Here is a 17,999-nt window from a genome sequence, read left to right on the forward strand (position 1 = left end):
CCTCAGTCGGCGGCCGGGACGGTCTCGGGCTCGGCCGCCTCGCGTTCGGCCGACGCCTTCTTCGCCTTCCGCTTGACGATCAGCATCGAGGCGAGACCGATGAGCACGGCCGCCACCAGTCCCAGATACGAGAACTTCTTCAGCCAGGACTCGGCGACCACGCCGACGTAGTAGATGACCGCGGTGGTGCCGCCCGCCCAGATGACGCCGCCCAGGACGTTGGCGATCAGGAACTTCCAGTACGGCATGTGCAGCACACCGGCGAGCGGGCCCGCGAAGATGCGCAGCAGGGCGACGAAGCGGCCGAAGAAGACCGCCCACATGCCCCACTTGGTGAAGGACCGTTCGGCGGTCGCGACATGGCCCTCACTGAAGTGCCTGGGGAACTTCTTCCCGAGCCAGGCCAGCAGGGGCCGTCCACCCTTGCGTCCGATGGCGTAGCCGATGGAGTCGCCGACGACGGCGCCGACGGTCGCGCAGGCGCCCAGGATCACGGGATTGATGCCTGCGTGCTGGGAGGACATCAGCGCGGCGGACACCAGGACGATCTCGCCCGGCAGGGGGATGCCCAGGCTCTCCAGGCCGATCACCAGGGCCACCACGGCGTAGACGAGGGCCGCGGGTACCGTGTCGAGCCACTCCTGGACGTGCACCGCCGGTTCCTCCCCGATTGGCATCCCTGTCTTGGAGTACGCCCGCCGGGGCGCACTCCAGGAAGCCTACCTGCTCGGTCGGCCCCATGGCTGGCCCAGCCCTCGCCGTCCGTGCCCGCCCCGACCGTCACCGTGCTCGCTCGTCCTGTGACGCAACTCATCGGCGGCGTCGCTCGTTGACCCGGTGAACGGCCTGGACAGCGGTGGCGCCTGGCCATCGGCCCGGGGGCGCGGCTCGCCGAGGAGAAAGGTATGGACGCATGACCACGCTTGCAGACCCCGAACCGGGCGGACGCCCGGGTGACGTCGAGCGGGCCGCCGCGCTGGGCGCGGAACTGTCGGCGCGGGGCGTGCACGGCATCGTCCTGGCATACGTCGACACCGCGGGCATCGGCCGGGTCAAGACCATCCCGACGGCCCGGCTCGCCTCGGCTGCCGCCTGGGGGGTGGGGATGTCGCCGGTGTTCGACACCTTCCTGGCGAACGACTCCATCGTGTCCACCGACGTGCTCGGCTCACCTGACGGCGACCTTCGCCTGTATCCCGACCTCGACCACCTCGTGGTTCTGTCCGGACAGCCCGGCTGGGCGTGGGCCCCGGTGGACCGGATCACTCAGGAGGGCGCGCGGCACCCGGCGTGCAGCCGCTCCTTCCTGCGCCGTGTCGTCACGGACGCCGCCCAGCATCACGGCATCACCTTCAAGGCGGCCATCGAGGTCGAATGGACCGTCGGGCAGGGGTCCGCACCGGGGGACGAGTTCGTCCCCGCGACCTCGGGTCCGGCCTACGGCGCTACCCGGCAGATCGAACTGAGCGACTACCTCGACGAGTTGCTGACGGCGTTCGCGGCCCAGGGCGTGGATGTCGACCAGGTCCACCCGGAGTACGCGGCCGGGCAGTTCGAGATCTCGGTGGGCGCGCTGGACCCCGTTGCCGCCGCGGACCGGAGCGTGCTGGTACGGCAGACCATCCGGGCGGTGTCCGGGCGCCATGGGCTCAGGGCCGCCTTCAGCCCGGCCGTCACCGCGGAAGGGGTGGGCAACGGTGGGCATGTCCATCTCTCCGCCTGGCGCGGCGGGGTCAATCTGCACACAGGTGGCGAGCGCCGGTACGGCATGACGGCTGAGGCCGAGTCGTTCACCGCCGGACTGCTCGCCCACCTGCCCGGTCTCACGGCGGTGACCGCCCCGAGCCCGGCCAGCTACCTGCGGCTCAAACCCTCGCAGTGGGCCGGGGTGTTCACCGTCTGGGGTCATGAGACCCGCGAATCCGCGGTGCGCGTCATCACCGGCACGACGGGGCTGTGCGGCCGGGCGGCGAACCTGGAGGTGAAGCCGGTCGACCTGGCCGCCAACCCTTATCTCGCGCTCGGTTGCCTGATCGCCGCCGGGCTCGACGGTCGGGAGTCGGCCTTGCCGCTGCCCGAGGAGGTCACCGGAGATCCCGCACGGCTCACCGCCGAGGAGGCCGTGGCCCGGGGCGCGTGCCGCCTGCCGACGTCGCTGGAGGAGTCCGTCGGGAAGTTCAGCAAGGACGAACGGCTCCGTGCCGCGCTGGGGCCGGTCCTGGCGGACGCGGTGATCGCGGTGCGCCTCGGGGAGATCGCCGCCGTGGCCGGGCTCGACGACGAGCTCGTGGCAGCGGCGTACCGGTGGAAGTACTGATACGGAAGTACTGATCAGACGGGGACAGCGGATTCCCACGACCATCCCAGGAGGCGGTCCGACCGTGAGCAGCCCGTTACCATCCGTCGCCGGGCCGGTCCACGAGGCCGTCGCCGGTCTCTCCCTCCTGGATCACCACTGTCATGGTGTTGTCACCGCTGATCTGAGTCCGGGGACGTTCCTGTCGCTGATCACCGAAGGCGACCTGTGGCCCGAGAGCGGCATCACACCCTTCGACAGCCCTGTCGGTGTGGCCATCCGCCGTCACTGCGCTCCCCTGCTGGACCTGCCGCGGCACGCTCCCGCCATGGAATACCTGGAGCGGCGGGCCGAGTTGGGCTGGCGCGAGGTGACCCGGCGGTTCCTCGCGGCCGCGGGGACGGACGGGTTCTGCGTCGACACCGGCTACACCCCGGACCGTCTCACGTCACCCGCGGAACTCGCCTGCGCGGCGGGTGGTCCGGCGGTGGCCGCGTACGACGTCGTGCGTCTGGAGGCCGTCGCCGAGTCCGTGGCAGCCGAGGGAGTGGAGCCGGACGAGTACGCCCGCGCGCTCCTCGCCGCCTTGGGGGAAGCCATCGGCGAGCGGGGCGCGGTGGCGGTGAAGTCCGTCGCCGCGTACCGCACCGGATTCGATCTGGACCCCAGCCGGCCTTCGGACCCGGACGTCACCGGCGCGGCCCGGCGCTGGCTTGCCGGGACAGGCACCGGCAGCACGGCGCGCGGAGCCGGGGAGGAAACGTACACCCGGCCACGCCTGGACGACCCCGTCCTCGTACGGCATCTGCTCTGGACCGCGGTGGACCTCGGGCTCCCCCTTCAACTGCACACCGGATTCGGGGACAACGACATCCGGATGCACCGGGTGGACCCCACCCATCTGACGGACTGGCTCCGCCTCACCTCCGGCACCATCCCGGTCCTGCTGCTGCACTGCTGGCCCTACCAGCGTCAGGCCGCCTACCTGGCCACGGTCTTCGAGCGGGTGTACCTCGACGTCGGGCTCACCCTCCACTACGTCGGTCCCGTGCGTGCGCGGGCGGTCCTGGAGGAGGCACTCGAGATCACTCCGTTCCGCAAGCTTCTCTACAGCTCCGACGCCTACGGGATCGCGGAGTTCTACCAACTCGGCGCGCTGGCCTTCCGGCGCGGTCTGGCAGGGCTGCTCCAGGACCGGGTGGACGCCGACGAACTGAGCCTGCCCGACGCTCGGAGGATCGCGGCGTGGATGGGCCGGGACAACGCCTGCCGCGTGTACGGGTTGCCCCGTGCCGACGATGACCACGGCCGCACGACCCTCGAGTGCTGAGGCGGTGCGGCCGTGCAGATGTGCGCGGGGAGCGCCGGACAGGTCTCAGCCGTTGGGCCGCAGGGTCCACACCACCGTCATCTCGCCCGTGACAGCCCCGTCCTCGCGCTGCAGGGCGATGGCGACCGGAAACTCCGGCCGCTTGCCCGCGTCGAGGTCCGCGATGACCTCGGCCACCGGGCGGCCCAGGGTCGCCGTGGCCGTCACGGCTCCCATGGCCAGCTTCTTGTAGTCGATCTCGGCCCGCACCGCGAGCGGCACCGCGCGCGAGAGCTGGTCACCGAAGGCCGTCAGGACGATGGCACCGCTGGCGGACTCGGCCAACGTGAACATGGCGCCCGCGTGGGGGCCGCCGAGGTGATTGTGGTAGTCCGGCTGGTCCGGAAGCCGGAGCACCGCGCGCTCCGCGGTGACCTCGACGAACTCGAGGTTCAGGGTGCGCACCATCGGGACCGCGGTGGCCAGCTTCTCGCCCATCGAGGCGCTTTCAACTGTCATGAACGAGATGTTACCGGCGAGTAGTAAAGCTGGCCACCCCAGGGGAGGGACCAGGGGGCGCGACCACGCTTCCAAGCCAGGGATCACGAGGCAGCCCTTACGGAGGAATGTCAGCGTATTAGGGCCCCGCAAGGGCCCACTGGGCTCCTCCTTCCGTTTCCGGTACGGGCCTGACGAACAGTGGTGACCCAAACGTGTCCCGGGCGGCACTAGGGTTGTTGACCATGTGGCCAGGACAGCAGCCGCCCGGGGGCGAGCAGAATCCGCAGAACCAGAACCCCTACCAACAGCCGGGGTACCAGCAGCCGAACCCGTACGAGCAGCCGGGTTATCAGCAGCCGAACCCGTACCAGCAGCCCGGGCAGTCGCAGTGGAGCGCGCCCACGGCGGTGGGGTCGCCGAAGCCGCCGAGCGGCGGGGGCGGCGGAAACCGGACGAAGCTCGTCGCCATCGGTGCGGCGACAGCCGTGATCGTGGCCGCCGGCGTCACCGGATTCATGGTGTTGGGCGGCGACAAGGACGACAAGGCCGACGGCAAGAACGTCGAAGCGTCGACCAGTGCCTCGCAGAGCGCGACGCCTTCGGCCTCCGAGTCCGAGTCCGGCAACCCGCGCAGTGCCGAGACGGAGAAGCCGACCATCGCGGGCTGGAAGACAGTCATCAACCCCAAGTGGGGCACCGCCTTCGACGTGCCCCCGGAGTGGGACGTCCAGTCGCCCGACACGCTGATCGGTTTCGAGAAGCACAACGCTCAGGCCGGTGACAAGCCCCTCATCATGATGTCGGCGCCCGCGTACCTCAAGGAAAAGTGGTGCACGACCGACGACGACAAGGACGGGCGGCTGGAGAGCACCGCCCTTGCCGCGGTGGGCACCAAGGGCGCGAGCGGCGCCAAGAACCCCGGAGACGTCGCCATCAGGGAAGTTCCCTGGTGGGTGTACGGCGGCTACACGCAGCCCGACAAGAAGAGCGTGTCCTACGACCACAAGGCGAAGCCGTACAAGACCGCGTCCGGCATCGAGGGCATGATCGCCTGGGCCCGCTCCACGAACACGCCGCAGAAGGGGAAGTGCGCGAGCGACGGCAAGGCCGTCACGTTCGCCTTCAAGAACTCCAAGGGTGACTTCGTCTCCTGGGATTTCTACGGCGCCAAGGGCGTGCGCGACGAGGTCCCGACCGCGACGATCATGAAGATCCTCAACACGGTACGACTCCACGGCGAGCCGACGGAGTCCTGAACCGCACACCGGGTTCCCACGGCCGTGCCCATGGCCGGTCGTGGGGACCCACATGCCGCTGACGCACCCGGGGGTCCGGGTCAGCCGATGGTGAAGGCCCCGCCCGGCGGTTCGGGCGACGGTACGGCGTTGTCGTCGTCCACCGGCTCGGCGCTTCCCATGAAGTCCCTTAGTGCGGCGCCGTGTTCGACGCGTGCGGGGAAGGCGTCCGCGGCGGTGCGACGGGTCAGGAGGGCTGTGTCCAGCGGCCGGTGGCCGGCGATGAGGACGGCGTTGCCGAAGCGGCGTCCGCGCAGCACCGCCGGCTCGGCGATCAGCGCCAGTTCCTCGAAGACCGCGGCGAACGTGGCGAGTTGAGATCGGAGGAAGGCGAAGGGCGCGGCGTCGGCGAGGTTCGCCAGATAGACGCCGTCCTCGCGCAGTACCCGCTCGGCGGCGCGGGCGTACGCCACGGTCGTCAGATGGGCGGGGACACGCGAGCCTCCGAAGACGTCCGCGATCACGACGTCGGCGGAGTCCGGCGGGGCGTTCTCCAACCAGGCACGGGCGTCGGCGGGGTGCAGGGTGATACCGGCGCCTACGGGCAGGGGCAGGTGCTCGACGACGAGGTCGAGCAGGCCCCGGTCGGCCTCCACGACGTCCTGCCGTGAGCCCGGCCGGGTCACGGCGAGATAGCGAGGCAGGGTGAGCGCACCCCCGCCGAGGTGCAGCACGTCCAGAGCCTGCCCCGGCTCCGCCACCATGTCCAGCACATGGCCGAGCCGTCGCGCGTACTCGAACTCCAGATGCGTCGGCGCGTCGAGATCGACGTACGACTGCGGCGACCCGTCGACGGTCAGCAGCCAGGCGCTCTCACGGTCCACGTCGGGCATCAGCTTGGCGGTCCCGTGGTCCACGGCGCGTGTCACGGGTATGGGCTCGGTCACCAGTCCATTGTGCCGGGCCCGCAGGCCCGAGCCGTACGCCGAGTACGGCAGCCCGGACGGGCCGTCACGTCGGCCGACGCGGTGAGGGGGTGCCCACCCTTCCCGGGTGGGCACCCCTGTGCCGGGCCGCCCGGCCGTCACCGTCGGGCCCGGCTCAGCCCACGGCCGTCACCGTGCCCGCGCCGACCGTCCGGCCGCCCTCGCGGATCGCGAAGCCGAGGCCGGGCTCCAGCGGGACCTCGCGGCCCAGCTCCACCGTCATGGTGACCGTGTCGCCAGGCCGTGCGACCGCCGTCTCGCCGAGGTCGATGTCGCCGACCACGTCCGCGGTGCGGATGTAGAACTGCGGCCGGTAGCCGGTCGACACCGGTGTCGTACGGCCACCCTCGCGCGCCGACAACACATAGACCTGTGCCGAGAAGCGACGGCTCGGTACGACACTGCCGGGCGCCGCGACGATGTGTCCGCGACGCACCGCGTCACGCGGCACCCCGCGCAACAGCAGCGCCACGTTGTCCCCGGCCTGCGCCTCCGCCATGGGCTTGCCGAAGGTCTCCAGGCCGGTGACCACGCTCTCCAGGCCGGCGCCGGGTACCTCGACGCGGTCGCCCACGCGGACGGTGCCGCGCTCCACGGCGCCCGTGACGACCGTTCCGCGGCCGGTGATGGTGAGCACGTTCTCCACCGGCAGCAGGAACGGCGCGTCCACATACCGCTCGGGCATGGGCACATAGGTGTCCACCGCGTCGAGCAGCGCGTCGATGGCCGCGGTCCAACGAGGGTCTCCCTCAAGGGCCTTGAGCCCCGAGACACGGACGACCGGTACGGACTCGCCCGGGTAGCCCTGCGCGGTCAGCAGCTCACGGATCTCGAGCTCGACAAGGTCGGTGAGCTCCTCGTCGCCCACGTCGGCCTTGTTCAGGGCGACGACGATATGGTCGACACCCACCTGCCGGGCGAGCAGCACGTGTTCGGCGGTCTGCGGCATGATCCCGTCGAGTGCGGAGACGACGAGGATCGCACCGTCGAGCTGCGCGGCCCCGGTGACCATGTTCTTGACGTAGTCGGCGTGGCCCGGCATGTCCACGTGTGCGTAGTGCCGGGTGTCGGTCTCGTACTCGACATGCGCGATGTTGATGGTGATACCGCGCGCCGCCTCCTCCGGGGCCCGGTCGATCCGGTCGAAGGGCACGAAGGCGGAAGCTCCGCGCTCGGCGAGGACCTTGGTGATGGCGGCGGTCAGGGTGGTCTTCCCGTGGTCGACGTGACCCATCGTGCCGATGTTCAGGTGCGGTTTGGTGCGCACGTATGCCGTCTTGGGCATGGCTGTACCTCGAAGCCTCTTCGGTGGTGACGAGTGTCGGCCCCGGCACGGGGAAGTCCGGCCGGGACGGGGACCCCAAGGAAGTGCCGACCCTCCCCCTTCGGGGTCCGCCGGACGATCCGGGAAGGGTCAGCTTCGGGCGCCGTCGACGGCTGCCACGAGAAGCGGAACGGCAGCCTTCGGCGCATCCGCAGCGGCGGATGCTGTGAGGAGGAAGGCAAACCGGAACATGTCGTAGATACTCGTCGACGAACGCATCCAAGTCGAACGATTTTTCGCGTGTGCCGAACGCGAGGACGGTCCGTGGCGACAGGCGACAGGCGACAGGCGACAACGGAAAGACACGGAGCGGCTGTTCGGCATCGCAGGCGGTGCGTCCGTGACATCCGAAGCCAAGACGCCCGGAACACCCGCCATAGGGCGATCACCCGCGCCGGTCGGTTACTGTCACCAAATGCTCGATGCCACCACCCGCTCTGGGGGCACCGCCACGACCTCTCCCCGGGCCGCCGCCACGGAGTTCACCACCACGCCGGCCGCTGCCGTCGCCGCATCGCTCGGTTTCACCGCCCGCTGCACCAGAGTGCTGCTCTCGCCCTGGTCCCGGCTGTCCCTGCTGGTGACGCTGCTCGCCGGAGCCGCCTCCTGCATGCTGCTGTTCGAGCCACAGCGGCTGCTGACCCACGGCTGGCCGCCACAGCTCGGGGGCCTCGCGGCGGCCCTCGTCTTCGCGGTGGCGTACGGACTGTGCACGGTCGCGTTCGTGCCGCGCCCGCTGCTGAACCTCGCGGCGGGTGCCCTGTTCGGCTCCCAGCTGGGCACGGGCACGGCTCTCGCGGGCACGGTACTGGGGGCGGGCGTCGCCTTCGGGCTCGGCCGCCTGCTGGGACAGGACGCGCTGCGCTCGCTCCTGCGCGGACGCTGGCTGAGGGCGGCGGACGGGCAGCTGAGCAGGCACGGGTTCCGCTCGATGATGGCGGCCCGGCTGTTCCCGGGGGTGCCGTTCTGGGCGGCCAACTACTGCGCTGCCGTCTCTCGGATGCGCTGGGCGGCGTTCCTGATCGCGACGGCGCTCGGGTCGATCCCGAACACCGCCGCATACGTCGTCGCCGGCGCCCGCGCCGGGCGGCCGACCTCTCCCGCCTTCCTGATCGCGATGGGCTTCATCGCGATCCCCGCGCTGGCCGGCGCGGTGGTGGCTTGGCGGAAGCGACACCACTTCAAGGGCCACGCCGTTCCCAAGGACTGAGCACCGCGGGCAGTCCACGACGTCAACGGCCAGTAAAGCCCCCCGTAACGGTGCCGTCACCTTGGGGGGCTACTCTGCGCCCAACACACCCGAGCATCGGCTGCGCTCCGGCGCGCCGCGGCTCGGCGTGCCCGTCGCCGCCACGATCAGCGCTTGGACACATCACTTCATGTCTTGGTTTGAATCCCTCGTCCTCGGACTCGTCCAGGGGCTGACCGAATTCCTCCCCGTCTCCTCCAGCGCGCACCTTCGACTGACCGCGGCCTTCGCCGGCTGGACGGATCCGGGTGCCGCGTTCACCGCGATCACCCAGATCGGCACGGAGGCCGCGGTGCTGATCTACTTCCGCAAGGACATCGCGAACATCCTCTCGGCCTGGTTCCGCTCGCTGTTCGACAAGAACATGCGGCACGACCACGATGCCCGGACGGGCTGGCTGGTGATCGTCGGTTCCATACCCATCGGGCTGCTCGGCGTGACCCTGAAGGACCAGATCGAGGGCCCCTTCCGCGATCTGCGGATCACGGCGACGATGCTGATCGTCATGGGTGTGATCCTGGGCGTCGCGGACCGGCTCGCGGCGCGCGACGAGGCGGGCGGCCGCCACCGGGTCCCGAAACAGCGCAAGACACTCCAGGACCTGAACATCAAGGACGGTCTGATCTACGGCTTCTGCCAGGCGATGGCCCTGATTCCCGGTGTCTCCCGGTCCGGTGCCACGATCAGCGGCGGCCTGTTCCTGGGTTACCGGCGTGAGGCCGCGGCCCGCTACTCCTTCCTGCTCGCCATCCCCGCCGTGCTGGCGTCGGGCGTGTTCGAGGTCAAGGACGCCGCGGCGACCGGGCACGTGAGCTGGGGGCCGACACTGCTGGCGACGGTCATCGCGTTCGTGTCGGGTTACGCGGTCATCGCGTGGTTCATGAAGTTCATCTCGTCGAAGTCCTTCATGCCGTTCGTCTGGTACCGGGTGGCTCTCGGGGTGGCCATCATCGCCCTGGTCGGCGCGGGTGTGCTGAGCCCGCACGCGGGCGAGTCGGCGGGCTGACGGGATAGCGGTGGTGGAGCCGTGAACGTGCCGCAGGTGCTGGCGAGTTCGTCGGCGGTGAGTTCAATGCCGCAAGGCGGACCGGGGCGTCGCGCTGTGCATGGTGTCGGCCATCTGATCACGCGCTGACAGTATGCGGCTGCCGGTGCGGGAGGGGCGTGGGCGGCCACTGGTGCCTTGCGGCCGAATTCGCTTCCTCGTCGGGTGAGGGCGGTCTCAGGGCATGCTGTAATCGCCGCATGTCCTTCCTTCTTCGCGCTCTCGGTGTCCTCTTACTCGCTTCTTCCGTGTTCCTTGGAATCGGGATTTACGTGGCTTCTCACACTTCTGATGACGTCCGCTGTGGTGACCAACTCATGCACCCGGGAGACAGTTGCACCTTTCGGGGAGACCCTCTTCCGGGGCACGGCGCCTCCTATGACGTCATGGCCAAGAAGGCCGAAGACACACGCAGTATGCGGTCCAGCATGATTGTGATCTCCTCTATCGTGCTTGTGCTCTCCGGCGTCGGCACGGTCCTGGTGTGGAGACGTACGCGCGCCCTGTGATCGAGCATGGGTCTGCTCTGTCCCTCCGTGGTGCAGGTCGATCGGATCATCAGAGCGTCGCCAAGCGTGCAGACGCCGAGCTGACCTGCACTCCGGCCCGTCACGGGGCGGGTTCCAGATTCGCAAAAGGTTGCAGACATGTCATGGAGCGTCGAGGTTGCGTTCGGGCATAGGGCGATTGCTGCGCTCTCAAACGTGCGGCAAAAGGATGCACTGACAGGTAGTCAGCAGATGCGTTGGTATGGCCCGGGGCCAGGCAGTCGGCCCCGGGTGGTGCCGGCTGCCTGGACCGAACACGGTCTTTGACCCGACGAGGGCCCTGATGGCGGTTTCCATGGCTCCATGATGTGGCGGCGGGCCCCGCCGCGACGGGGGATTTCGCAGCGGGGCTCGGGTTCGGTGTGGCAGGTGGTCAGTCGTCGAGAAGAGGCGTGCAACGTCGTCGAAGTGGCGCTCCACACCGGGCTCTCCAACGCTCTCCACGTCACTCTCCATTGGAGAACCGTGCAGGTCAGCAGCGTGGAGTGAGCGGGCTGCAGCCCCCGTCTCCGGGAGCGGGGAGAGGGTCTTGAGGAGGCCCTCGATGGTGGCCCGCGAGATGCCTGAGCAGCCGGCTACACCGCCCACCCGCAGGGTCCTGTCGACGGTGATGTGGTGCCGGTCCAGCCATGCCCTCATCTCGGGGTGCTTCTTGCCTGCAAGGTCGGGGTGCCGGGTGAGCCTGTGGTGCAGCTCGTCGAGGTGGATGCTGGAACGGTCTCGGGGTGAGGCGGTCGAGCCAGTGGATGAGCAGCGCTCGGGGGTCTATGCCTGGCGTTCCGACGGGGGGGTGTCTTACTCTTCGGCGGCCGGGGCCGGGGTCGGCATCTGTTCGCCGGGGAGTGTGCACAAGGTCGCTTTAACTCGATCGTGTGTTGGTCGGCTCTCGGGCTTGCAGTGCGCTGGGCTGTTCGGGTTAGTGGAGTATTAGCGTGATCGTGCGATCTGGGACGTCGGGTAGGGCGTCTGGGGGTGCCCCCTCTGGGGGAGTGCGGGCCCCCGCTCCACCGGAGTGATGGTTCGGGGCCTCCCCGTCGCCTCTGGCCGTACCCGTCTGGCCAGGTCGTCAGGGCGCTGTCCATCAGCGGCCTCCGGCCGCGGGGGCCTCCCGGGATCGGACCACGGACAGGATCCGTGTCGCTGCCCCGGGGTCGAGTACGCCGGGGACCAGTGCGCCCAAGACCGTTCGGGGCAATTTCACGTACACCTACTGGCGGAAGATCGCGTGAGACGCGGCCTGGTGAGACACGAGGGGAACGCCGCCCGTCGTGTCCGTGCCGGGTCAGTGGTCGCGCCACAGCCCGAGCCGGAGAGCGTAGTTATCGAGGCGGCGTGAGCCACCCGCACCCCGAGTGCCTCTTTGCACCACGCTCGGTCACCACACGAAACGAACCGTATACACCCGAACAGCCCAACATGCGGGCCACGCCTCAATGGGCGAAGCTGGTCCCATGGCCGAGCACCACCTGATCGTGTCCGCGCCCACCGGGACCGGTGGCCGACGCATCCAGGCCGACGACGTGACCTTGGGGACGGCGTACCGCCTGCATGATGTCGCGGTACTGCTCCAGCGTGCCGGGCTGGGGGGCTGGGATGAGCTGGACGTGATCGAATCGCCCTTGATCGAGTGGTACGGAGGCGGCCCCGAGGAGTGGTTCGAGCGCCCTAGTTGGCCCTGACAGCCCCCTCGGTCGTCCGGTAAGCGGGGAAGCTTTCCTTCCCGGCATCGAACGTATGTCCGATATATCGCCTGATCCCGCTCGCCGAGCCCGGCCCCGCCCGGAAGGCGGCCGGACTCGTCATCGCTTGGCGAGGTCCGTCAGCTTGGCGGTCAGGCCGGCCAGGGCGTCCTTGACTGTGCCGCCGCTCTTGCCGGCCGCCGCGGTCAGGGCCTTGATGGCGTCGGCGAGTTCCACGTTGCTCTGAGCAAGGGCCAGGCTGGCCTCCACCTGGAACAGGGCGACCTCGTCCGGGTGCGGCTGTTGCCTCTTGCGTATCTGGTCTTCCCGTTTCTTGATCGCCTTGTCGACCAGGTCCTTCGCGGTAGCTGCCAAGGTCCCCCCTTGGTTGGCGTGACGTATCCGGACCAAGATAGGTCGCCGACCGGGGCGCTGGGTAGATCACGAGCCCTTCTGCTCCAGAGGTTCTCCGTCAGTCCTGACACGAGTCGCCAGCCGCTCGTATCGCTGCCTGGCGGCCTGCGGAGTGCCGAGCCCGAGACCGAAGGCGATCTCCGGCCAGGTCATGCCACGACCGCGCGCCATCCGAAGGAGGCCGGCCTCCAGTTCGTCCATCTCCCCGCGCACCAGCGGGACGAGGCTCAACGCCGCCGTGACGTCGGCCTGGTCCACCTCAGGTTCGCCGTCATCCGGCTGCGCGGCACCGCTGAGCAGGAACGACACCAGCCTGACCGCCTCGTGCGGCGCGATGACCGAAGGGTGAACCTGTCGGCGGCGCTGCTCCTCGGTAGCCGCGTGCCGCTCGGCGATGCGGAACAGGGAGGCGTACACCCGCTGCGCTCGCGCCTGGTCCGGCTGCGGAGGCGTGAAGGGATCGGTGTGCTGCCCAGGAGTCGTCGACATGAGATCAGGATGAGCCGGCGCACGAATTGATGTCAACTATTCATTGTGAACGATTCGTTTACAACGCCCACTTCCGCTGATGCCCGGTCTCGCGGCTCGACCAGACGCCGGAGGGCCGATGGGAGGACAGCGCGCCGGACTGGCCGATACCAAGCCCTCAACCTGCGGTCACGGAACTGTTCGTGACCAACCGCATACGGTGTGCGTAGCCGCCTGGTAGCGCAGTGTCAGTCCCTGCCCCTAGGCTTGCCCGCATGTCCCCCGATTCCTTGAGCCTTGGTTCCGCACGCTCCGCCGATGACCTGAACGAGCGAATTCGCGCGCTCTGGCTGCGCGCGGGTGGCTCCCTGTCGACCCAGGAGCGCGCCGAGTACGAACTGTTGGTCGTGGAGTGGGCTGCGGCGATACGCGGCGAGGTCATCAAGGCGGCCTGAACGCGCCGCCGGTGAAACCGGGTTGGGCCGAAGCCGGGCCGCAGGCGTGAGACCGCTCCCGCTGTCGGAGATCTCTCCCGTCGCGCACACTAAAAGGGCACGTACCCGGGAGGGAGGCGCCGACTTGAGGATGCCCAGCGACTGGCTCTCCTCCCGCTGGTGGCGTGGTGCCGCCGCCGTGATCGCCGGCGCGCTGCCGATGCTCACCTTCCCGGCGCCCTCCTGGTGGTGGTTCGCGTACGTCGCCCTGGTTCCGTGGATCCTGCTCGCCCGCTCCGCCCCGACCGGCAGACGGGCCGCCTACGACGGCTGGCTCGGCGGGTTCGGCTTCATGGTGGCGGTGCACCACTGGCTGCTCCCGAGCCTGAACGTGTTCACGTTCGTCATCGCGGCACTGCTCGGCGCGTTGTGGGCGCCCTGGGGCTGGCTGGTGCGGCGCTTGCTGGCCGGTGTGCCTCCGCCGAAACGGACCGGTTCCGCCCTGCTCGTACTGCCCTCGGGCTGGCTGGTGGTCGAGCTGGTCCGCTCCTGGCAGGGGCTCGGCGGTCCCTGGGGGCTGCTCGGGTCGAGCCAGTGGCAGGTGGCGCCCGCACTGCGGTTGGCCTCGATCGGCGGGGTGTGGTTGCTGAGCTTCCTGATCGTGGCCGTCAACGTGGCACTCGCCGTGCTCGTGTCGGTGCGCAAGTCGCGCGTCCCCGCGGTGGCCGGGCTCGTCGCGACGGCCACCGCGACCTCGGCGGCCTGGGTCTGGTCACCACGCCCCGAGATCGACGGGCGGGTGCGGATCGCGGTCGTCCAGCCCGGAGTCATCGGTGGCCCCGACAGCGGCGCCAAGCGGTTCGACCACGAGGAGCAGCTGACCCGTGAACTCGCCGGACAGAACGTGAGCCTGGTCGTCTGGGGCGAGAGCAGCGTCGGTTTCGACCTCGCCCGCAGGCCCGGTCTCGCGGCCCGGATCGCCGCCCTGTCCCGGCAGGTGAAGGCGGACATCCTCGTCAACGTCGACGCCCGCCGGTCCGACCTCCCCGGCATCTACAAGAGTTCCGTGCTGATCGGCCCGCACGGGCCGACCGGCGACCGCTACGACAAGATGCGGCTCGTCCCGTTCGGCGAGTACATACCGATGCGTTCGTTGCTCGGCTGGGCCACCTCGGTCGGCAAGGCTGCCGGCGTGGACCGCAGGCGGGGCACCGAACAGGTGGTGATGAACGTCGGGGACGGGCTGCGTGTCGGTCCCATGGTCTGCTTCGAGTCCGCGTTCCCCGACATGAGCCGCCACCTCGCGAAGGACGGCGCCCAGGTCTTGATCGCCCAGTCGTCGACCTCCACGTTCCAGCAAAGCTGGGCACCGGAGCAGCACGCCTCGCTGGCCGCGCTGCGTGCCGCGGAGAGCGGACGCCCGATGGTGCACGCCACGCTGACCGGCGTCTCCGCCGCCTACGGTCCGAGCGGCGAGCGCATCGGCTCCTGGTTCGGGACCGACCGGAGCGCGTCGGTGGTGTACGACGTCCCGCTCAGCCACGGCATCACCCCGTACGTCCGCTACGGCGACTGGCCGGTGCACGGGGCCCTGCTGATCCTTGCCGGGCTGTGCGCGGCCGAGAGCGTCCGGGCGGTCAGAGCGCGACGGGGCGCTCCTGCACCGCAGCCACCACCCGCTCGCACAACTCATGGGTCGCCAGCGCGTCCCGAGCGCTGAGCACTGTGCCCGCACGGACGGCGTCGAGGAAGGCCAGCGCAGCCTGCTCGATGCCGCGCTGCCGGGCCACCGGCACCCAGTCCCCGCGCCGCCGCACGGTCGGCTGACCCTTGTGGTCGACTGTCTCGGCGAGATTGAGCACCTGCCGTTTGGTGTCCTGCCCGGAGACCTCCAGGGTCTCCTCCACCGAACCGCTCAGCCGGTTCATCACGCCGAGCGCGGTGAAACCGTCGCCAGCCAGCTGGAGCACCACGTGGTGCAGCAGCCCGTCCTCGACCCGGGCCCGTACCGTCACGTCGTCGACCGGCCCCGGCACCAGGAACCGCAGGGTGTCGACGACGTGGATGAAGTCGTCGAGGATCATCGCGCGCGGTGCCTCGGGCAGTCCGACTCGGTGCTTCTGCATCAGGATCAGCTCGCGCGGATGCTCGGCGCACTGTACGTACCCGGGTGCGTAGCGCCGGTTGAAGCCCACCGCCAGGCCGACGTTCCGCTCCTCCGCGAGCCGCACCAGACGTTCGGAGTCGGCGAGTTCGTAGGCGAGGGGCTTGTCGACGTACGTCGGGACACCCGCTTCCAACAGCCGGGTGACGATCTCGGGGTGTGCGGTGGTGGGCGCATGGACGAACGCCGCGTCGAGGTTCTGGGCGAGCAGCGCGTCCAGGTCGGCGTGCCGCCGGCCGTCCGGGAGGTGCAGGCCGTCGGCGACACGGTGGAGGGTTTGTGGGGTACGCGTCTGGAGATGCAGTTCGATCCCCGGCTGCACCCCGAGCACCGGCAGATAGGCCTTCTGCGCGATGTCGCCGAGTCCGATGCAGCCGACCTTCACGGGACGTCTCCTAGCGGTTGCCGATGGGTGTCTCGGCGGAAGCATACGGTCCTTGCGGAGGCCGCCAGTCGAAGATGTCCGCGAAGCTGCGCAGGAGCAGCGCAGGCCCCGCCTTGGCGATCGCGGCCATGGAGGCGTTGCGTACCGCGATCCCGGCGGGGCTCCTCATCATGCCGAGCCGGGCGGTCCGCACGGCTTGGCGTGCGATGGCGGTCGTACGGGGCAGCCGGGCCGCCGAGTAGGCGGCGAGATCGTCGCCGTGGTGGGCCAGCACGACCGCGTCCTCGATGGCCTGGTTGCCGCCCTGGCCCAGGGTCGGCGGCATGGCGTGCGCCGCGTCCCCGAGCAGGGCGACCCGTCCGCGGTGGTACGCGGGCAGTGGCGCGGCGATGTGGTGGACGTCATGGCGCAGGACGTCCTCGGGGCGCGCGGCGGCGAGGACGGCGGGGATCGGGTCGTGCCAGTCACCGAAGCGCCGCAGGAGTTCGGCCCTCTCGTCGTCCGGGGCGTGCCGCCCGGCGGGGGTGACGGCTGTGGCGTATGCGTAGACCCGGCCGTCCTTGAGCGGGTGCGTGCCCCAGAGGCCGCCTCGACCCCAGGTCTCATGGGAGGCGAACGTGGCGCCGGGCACGGGGATCACCACGCGCCAGGCGGTGAAACCGGAGTAGACAGGCCCCGGGTGTTCCGGGAACAACGCTCGGCGCACCCCGGAGCGGACGCCGTCGGCGGCCACCACCAGGTCGGCCTCCAGGTCACCGTCCGGCGTGGTGACGCGGGCCGGGCGCTTGGCGTCGCCCGGGTCGGCGAGCGTCGCGGCAGCGGCCGTACGAATGGCGTCCGGCGGGATCAGGGCGGCGAGGCTGCTGATGAGTGCGGCCCGGTGCAGCAGGACCAGCGGGTCGCCGAAACGCTCGGCCGAAGCGGTGGCGTCGATACGGGAGAGCCAGCGCCCGCGCGGCGTGCGCAGCCCACCGTCACCCTCCCAGGCGGCGAGGTCACGGATCTCGTCACCGATGCCGAGGACGTCCAGGGCGCGTAGGGCGTTCGGAGCGAGCGAGATGGCCGCGCCGACCGGCTCCAGGGAGTGCGCCCGCTCCAGAACGGTGACCCGCAGACCGCGCAGATGCAGAGCTGCGGCGGCGGTGAGGCCTCCGATGCCGCCACCGATGACGACGGCATGCGACGACTGTGCCATGACTCCTCCTGGGTACATCGGCGACCACCCGGCTCACTACAAACGTAGTGGGGTGATGCATCGACCTTACTACGGGCGTAGTGAAGGGGGTAGCTTGAGCCCCATGTCCGTACGCACCACAGGCGCTTCCCGCACCGATCTCATCGCCGACACCGCCCTCACCCTCCTCGCCGAACGCGGCATGCGCGGGCTCACCCATCGGGCGGTGGACGAGGCCGCCGGGCTGCCCCAGGGTTCGACCTCGAATCTCGCGCGGACACGCCTGGCACTCCTGGAGATCGCGGTGCGACGCCTCGCCGACCGTGAGGCGCGGGTCCTCGCGCTGCACGAGATGCCGGCCCCCGAGGACGGGCTCGGCGCGCTCGTGGACAGCCTGGCCCTGGCGACCCACCGTTCCCTGACCCGTAATCGCGAACTCACGCTCGCTCGCTACGAGTTGGCTCTGGAGGCCACGCGCCGACCGGAGTTGCGGCAGTACTTCGACGCGGCCGGCGCCCGCTTCCGGGACCAGGCGAGCGCCCTGGTGACGGCCATGGGCTCGACCGACCCGGCCCGGCACGCGCTGTCACTGGTGGCCTGGGTGGACGGGTTGATGTTCTCGTGCGTGGCCGGTTCCTTCAGCGCGGAGGCGCCGAGCCTGGACGCGCTGCGGGCAAGCATGCGGGAACTGCTCGACGGGATGCTCGGCCACTGACCGTTCCCGCGGAAACTCCGCCACGCCGATCCGATCCGCGAGCGGATCGACGGGGTGATCGGGGACTGACGTC

General features: G+C 70.0%; 17 protein-coding genes. 9 read left to right on the forward strand and 8 right to left on the reverse strand.

Annotated features, from left to right (window positions below):
- Positions 1 to 2: 2 nt before the first annotated feature.
- Complete coding sequence (locus ACWDEX_RS29975; RefSeq protein ID WP_450467529.1) at positions 3 to 653, reverse strand: DedA family protein; 651 nt, start codon at positions 651 to 653, stop codon at positions 3 to 5.
- Between the two features lie 260 nt (positions 654 to 913).
- Between ACWDEX_RS29975 and ACWDEX_RS29980 the strand changes: the two genes are divergently transcribed.
- Together ACWDEX_RS29980 and ACWDEX_RS29985 are read left to right on the forward strand one after the other, a co-directional pair.
- Complete coding sequence (locus ACWDEX_RS29980) at positions 914 to 2,317, forward strand: glutamine synthetase (protein WP_450467531.1); 1,404 nt, start codon at positions 914 to 916, stop codon at positions 2,315 to 2,317.
- Between the two features lie 64 nt (positions 2,318 to 2,381).
- Positions 2,382 to 3,626 carry an amidohydrolase family protein gene (locus ACWDEX_RS29985; RefSeq protein WP_450467533.1) on the forward strand — a complete coding sequence of 415 codons (1,245 nt, stop codon included), beginning with the start codon at positions 2,382 to 2,384 and terminating at the stop codon, positions 3,624 to 3,626.
- A 45-nt stretch (positions 3,627 to 3,671) separates the two neighbouring features.
- Here the strand turns inward: ACWDEX_RS29985 and ACWDEX_RS29990 are convergent, their stop codons facing one another.
- The gene (locus tag ACWDEX_RS29990; protein ID WP_450467535.1) at positions 3,672 to 4,124 is read right to left on the reverse strand and encodes a DUF4442 domain-containing protein; all 453 of its coding nucleotides are present in this window, start codon (positions 4,122 to 4,124) and stop codon (positions 3,672 to 3,674) included.
- A gap of 224 nt (positions 4,125 to 4,348) precedes the next feature.
- On the opposite strand from ACWDEX_RS29990, the gene ACWDEX_RS29995 reads away from it, so the two are divergent.
- Positions 4,349 to 5,362: a hypothetical protein gene (locus tag ACWDEX_RS29995; RefSeq protein WP_450467536.1), complete on the forward strand. Its 1,014-nt coding sequence runs from the start codon at positions 4,349 to 4,351 to the stop codon at positions 5,360 to 5,362.
- Positions 5,363 to 5,442: 80 nt separating this feature from the next.
- On the opposite strand, the gene ACWDEX_RS30000 is transcribed toward ACWDEX_RS29995, so the two are convergent.
- Together ACWDEX_RS30000 and tuf are read right to left on the reverse strand one after the other, a co-directional pair.
- Positions 5,443 to 6,288, reverse strand: coding sequence for a spermidine synthase (locus tag ACWDEX_RS30000; protein WP_450467537.1), 846 nt, complete (start codon positions 6,286 to 6,288; stop codon positions 5,443 to 5,445).
- Positions 6,289 to 6,442: 154 nt separating this feature from the next.
- Positions 6,443 to 7,612: an elongation factor Tu gene (tuf, locus tag ACWDEX_RS30005; RefSeq protein ID WP_450467539.1), complete on the reverse strand. Its 1,170-nt coding sequence runs from the start codon at positions 7,610 to 7,612 to the stop codon at positions 6,443 to 6,445.
- Positions 7,613 to 8,066: 454 nt separating this feature from the next.
- Here tuf and ACWDEX_RS30010 point away from each other — a divergent pair, with 454 nt between their 5' ends.
- The 3 genes from ACWDEX_RS30010 to ACWDEX_RS30020 all read left to right on the forward strand — a co-directional run bounded on the left by ACWDEX_RS30010 (position 8,067) and on the right by ACWDEX_RS30020 (position 12,172).
- A complete protein-coding gene (locus ACWDEX_RS30010) occupies positions 8,067 to 8,861 on the forward strand; it encodes a TVP38/TMEM64 family protein (RefSeq protein ID WP_450467540.1) in 795 nt (264 codons plus the stop codon).
- 169 nt (positions 8,862 to 9,030) lie between these two features.
- Positions 9,031 to 9,906 carry an undecaprenyl-diphosphate phosphatase gene (locus ACWDEX_RS30015; RefSeq protein WP_450467542.1) on the forward strand — a complete coding sequence of 292 codons (876 nt, stop codon included), beginning with the start codon at positions 9,031 to 9,033 and terminating at the stop codon, positions 9,904 to 9,906.
- A 2,038-nt stretch (positions 9,907 to 11,944) separates the two neighbouring features.
- The gene (locus ACWDEX_RS30020) at positions 11,945 to 12,172 is read left to right on the forward strand and encodes a hypothetical protein (protein ID WP_450467543.1); all 228 of its coding nucleotides are present in this window, start codon (positions 11,945 to 11,947) and stop codon (positions 12,170 to 12,172) included.
- A gap of 120 nt (positions 12,173 to 12,292) precedes the next feature.
- Here ACWDEX_RS30020 and ACWDEX_RS30025 read toward each other — a convergent pair whose 3' ends face one another.
- Both ACWDEX_RS30025 and ACWDEX_RS30030 read right to left on the reverse strand, forming a co-directional pair.
- Positions 12,293 to 12,547 carry a hypothetical protein gene (locus ACWDEX_RS30025; RefSeq protein ID WP_450467544.1) on the reverse strand — a complete coding sequence of 85 codons (255 nt, stop codon included), beginning with the start codon at positions 12,545 to 12,547 and terminating at the stop codon, positions 12,293 to 12,295.
- Between the two features lie 66 nt (positions 12,548 to 12,613).
- Positions 12,614 to 13,075: a DNA-binding protein gene (locus ACWDEX_RS30030; protein ID WP_450467546.1), complete on the reverse strand. Its 462-nt coding sequence runs from the start codon at positions 13,073 to 13,075 to the stop codon at positions 12,614 to 12,616.
- A 254-nt stretch (positions 13,076 to 13,329) separates the two neighbouring features.
- Between ACWDEX_RS30030 and ACWDEX_RS30035 the strand changes: the two genes are divergently transcribed.
- Together ACWDEX_RS30035 and lnt are read left to right on the forward strand one after the other, a co-directional pair.
- A complete protein-coding gene (locus tag ACWDEX_RS30035; RefSeq protein ID WP_450467547.1) occupies positions 13,330 to 13,509 on the forward strand; it encodes a hypothetical protein in 180 nt (59 codons plus the stop codon).
- Positions 13,510 to 13,639: 130 nt separating this feature from the next.
- Positions 13,640 to 15,208, forward strand: coding sequence for an apolipoprotein N-acyltransferase (lnt, locus tag ACWDEX_RS30040; RefSeq protein ID WP_450467594.1), 1,569 nt, complete (start codon positions 13,640 to 13,642; stop codon positions 15,206 to 15,208).
- Here lnt and ACWDEX_RS30045 read toward each other — a convergent pair.
- A complete protein-coding gene (locus ACWDEX_RS30045; protein WP_450467548.1) occupies positions 15,126 to 16,037 on the reverse strand; it encodes a Gfo/Idh/MocA family protein in 912 nt (303 codons plus the stop codon). The genes lnt and ACWDEX_RS30045 overlap by 83 nt on opposite strands.
- Positions 16,038 to 16,047: 10 nt before the next feature.
- On the reverse strand, positions 16,048 to 17,232 hold the full coding sequence (locus tag ACWDEX_RS30050; RefSeq protein ID WP_450467549.1) for an FAD-dependent monooxygenase: 1,185 nt from the start codon (positions 17,230 to 17,232) through the stop codon (positions 16,048 to 16,050).
- Between the two features lie 103 nt (positions 17,233 to 17,335).
- On the opposite strand from ACWDEX_RS30050, the gene ACWDEX_RS30055 reads away from it, so the two are divergent.
- Positions 17,336 to 17,926 carry a TetR/AcrR family transcriptional regulator gene (locus ACWDEX_RS30055; RefSeq protein ID WP_450467550.1) on the forward strand — a complete coding sequence of 197 codons (591 nt, stop codon included), beginning with the start codon at positions 17,336 to 17,338 and terminating at the stop codon, positions 17,924 to 17,926.
- Positions 17,927 to 17,999: the final 73 nt, after the last annotated feature.

This window comes from Streptomyces sp. NPDC001020 (assembly GCF_053599115.1).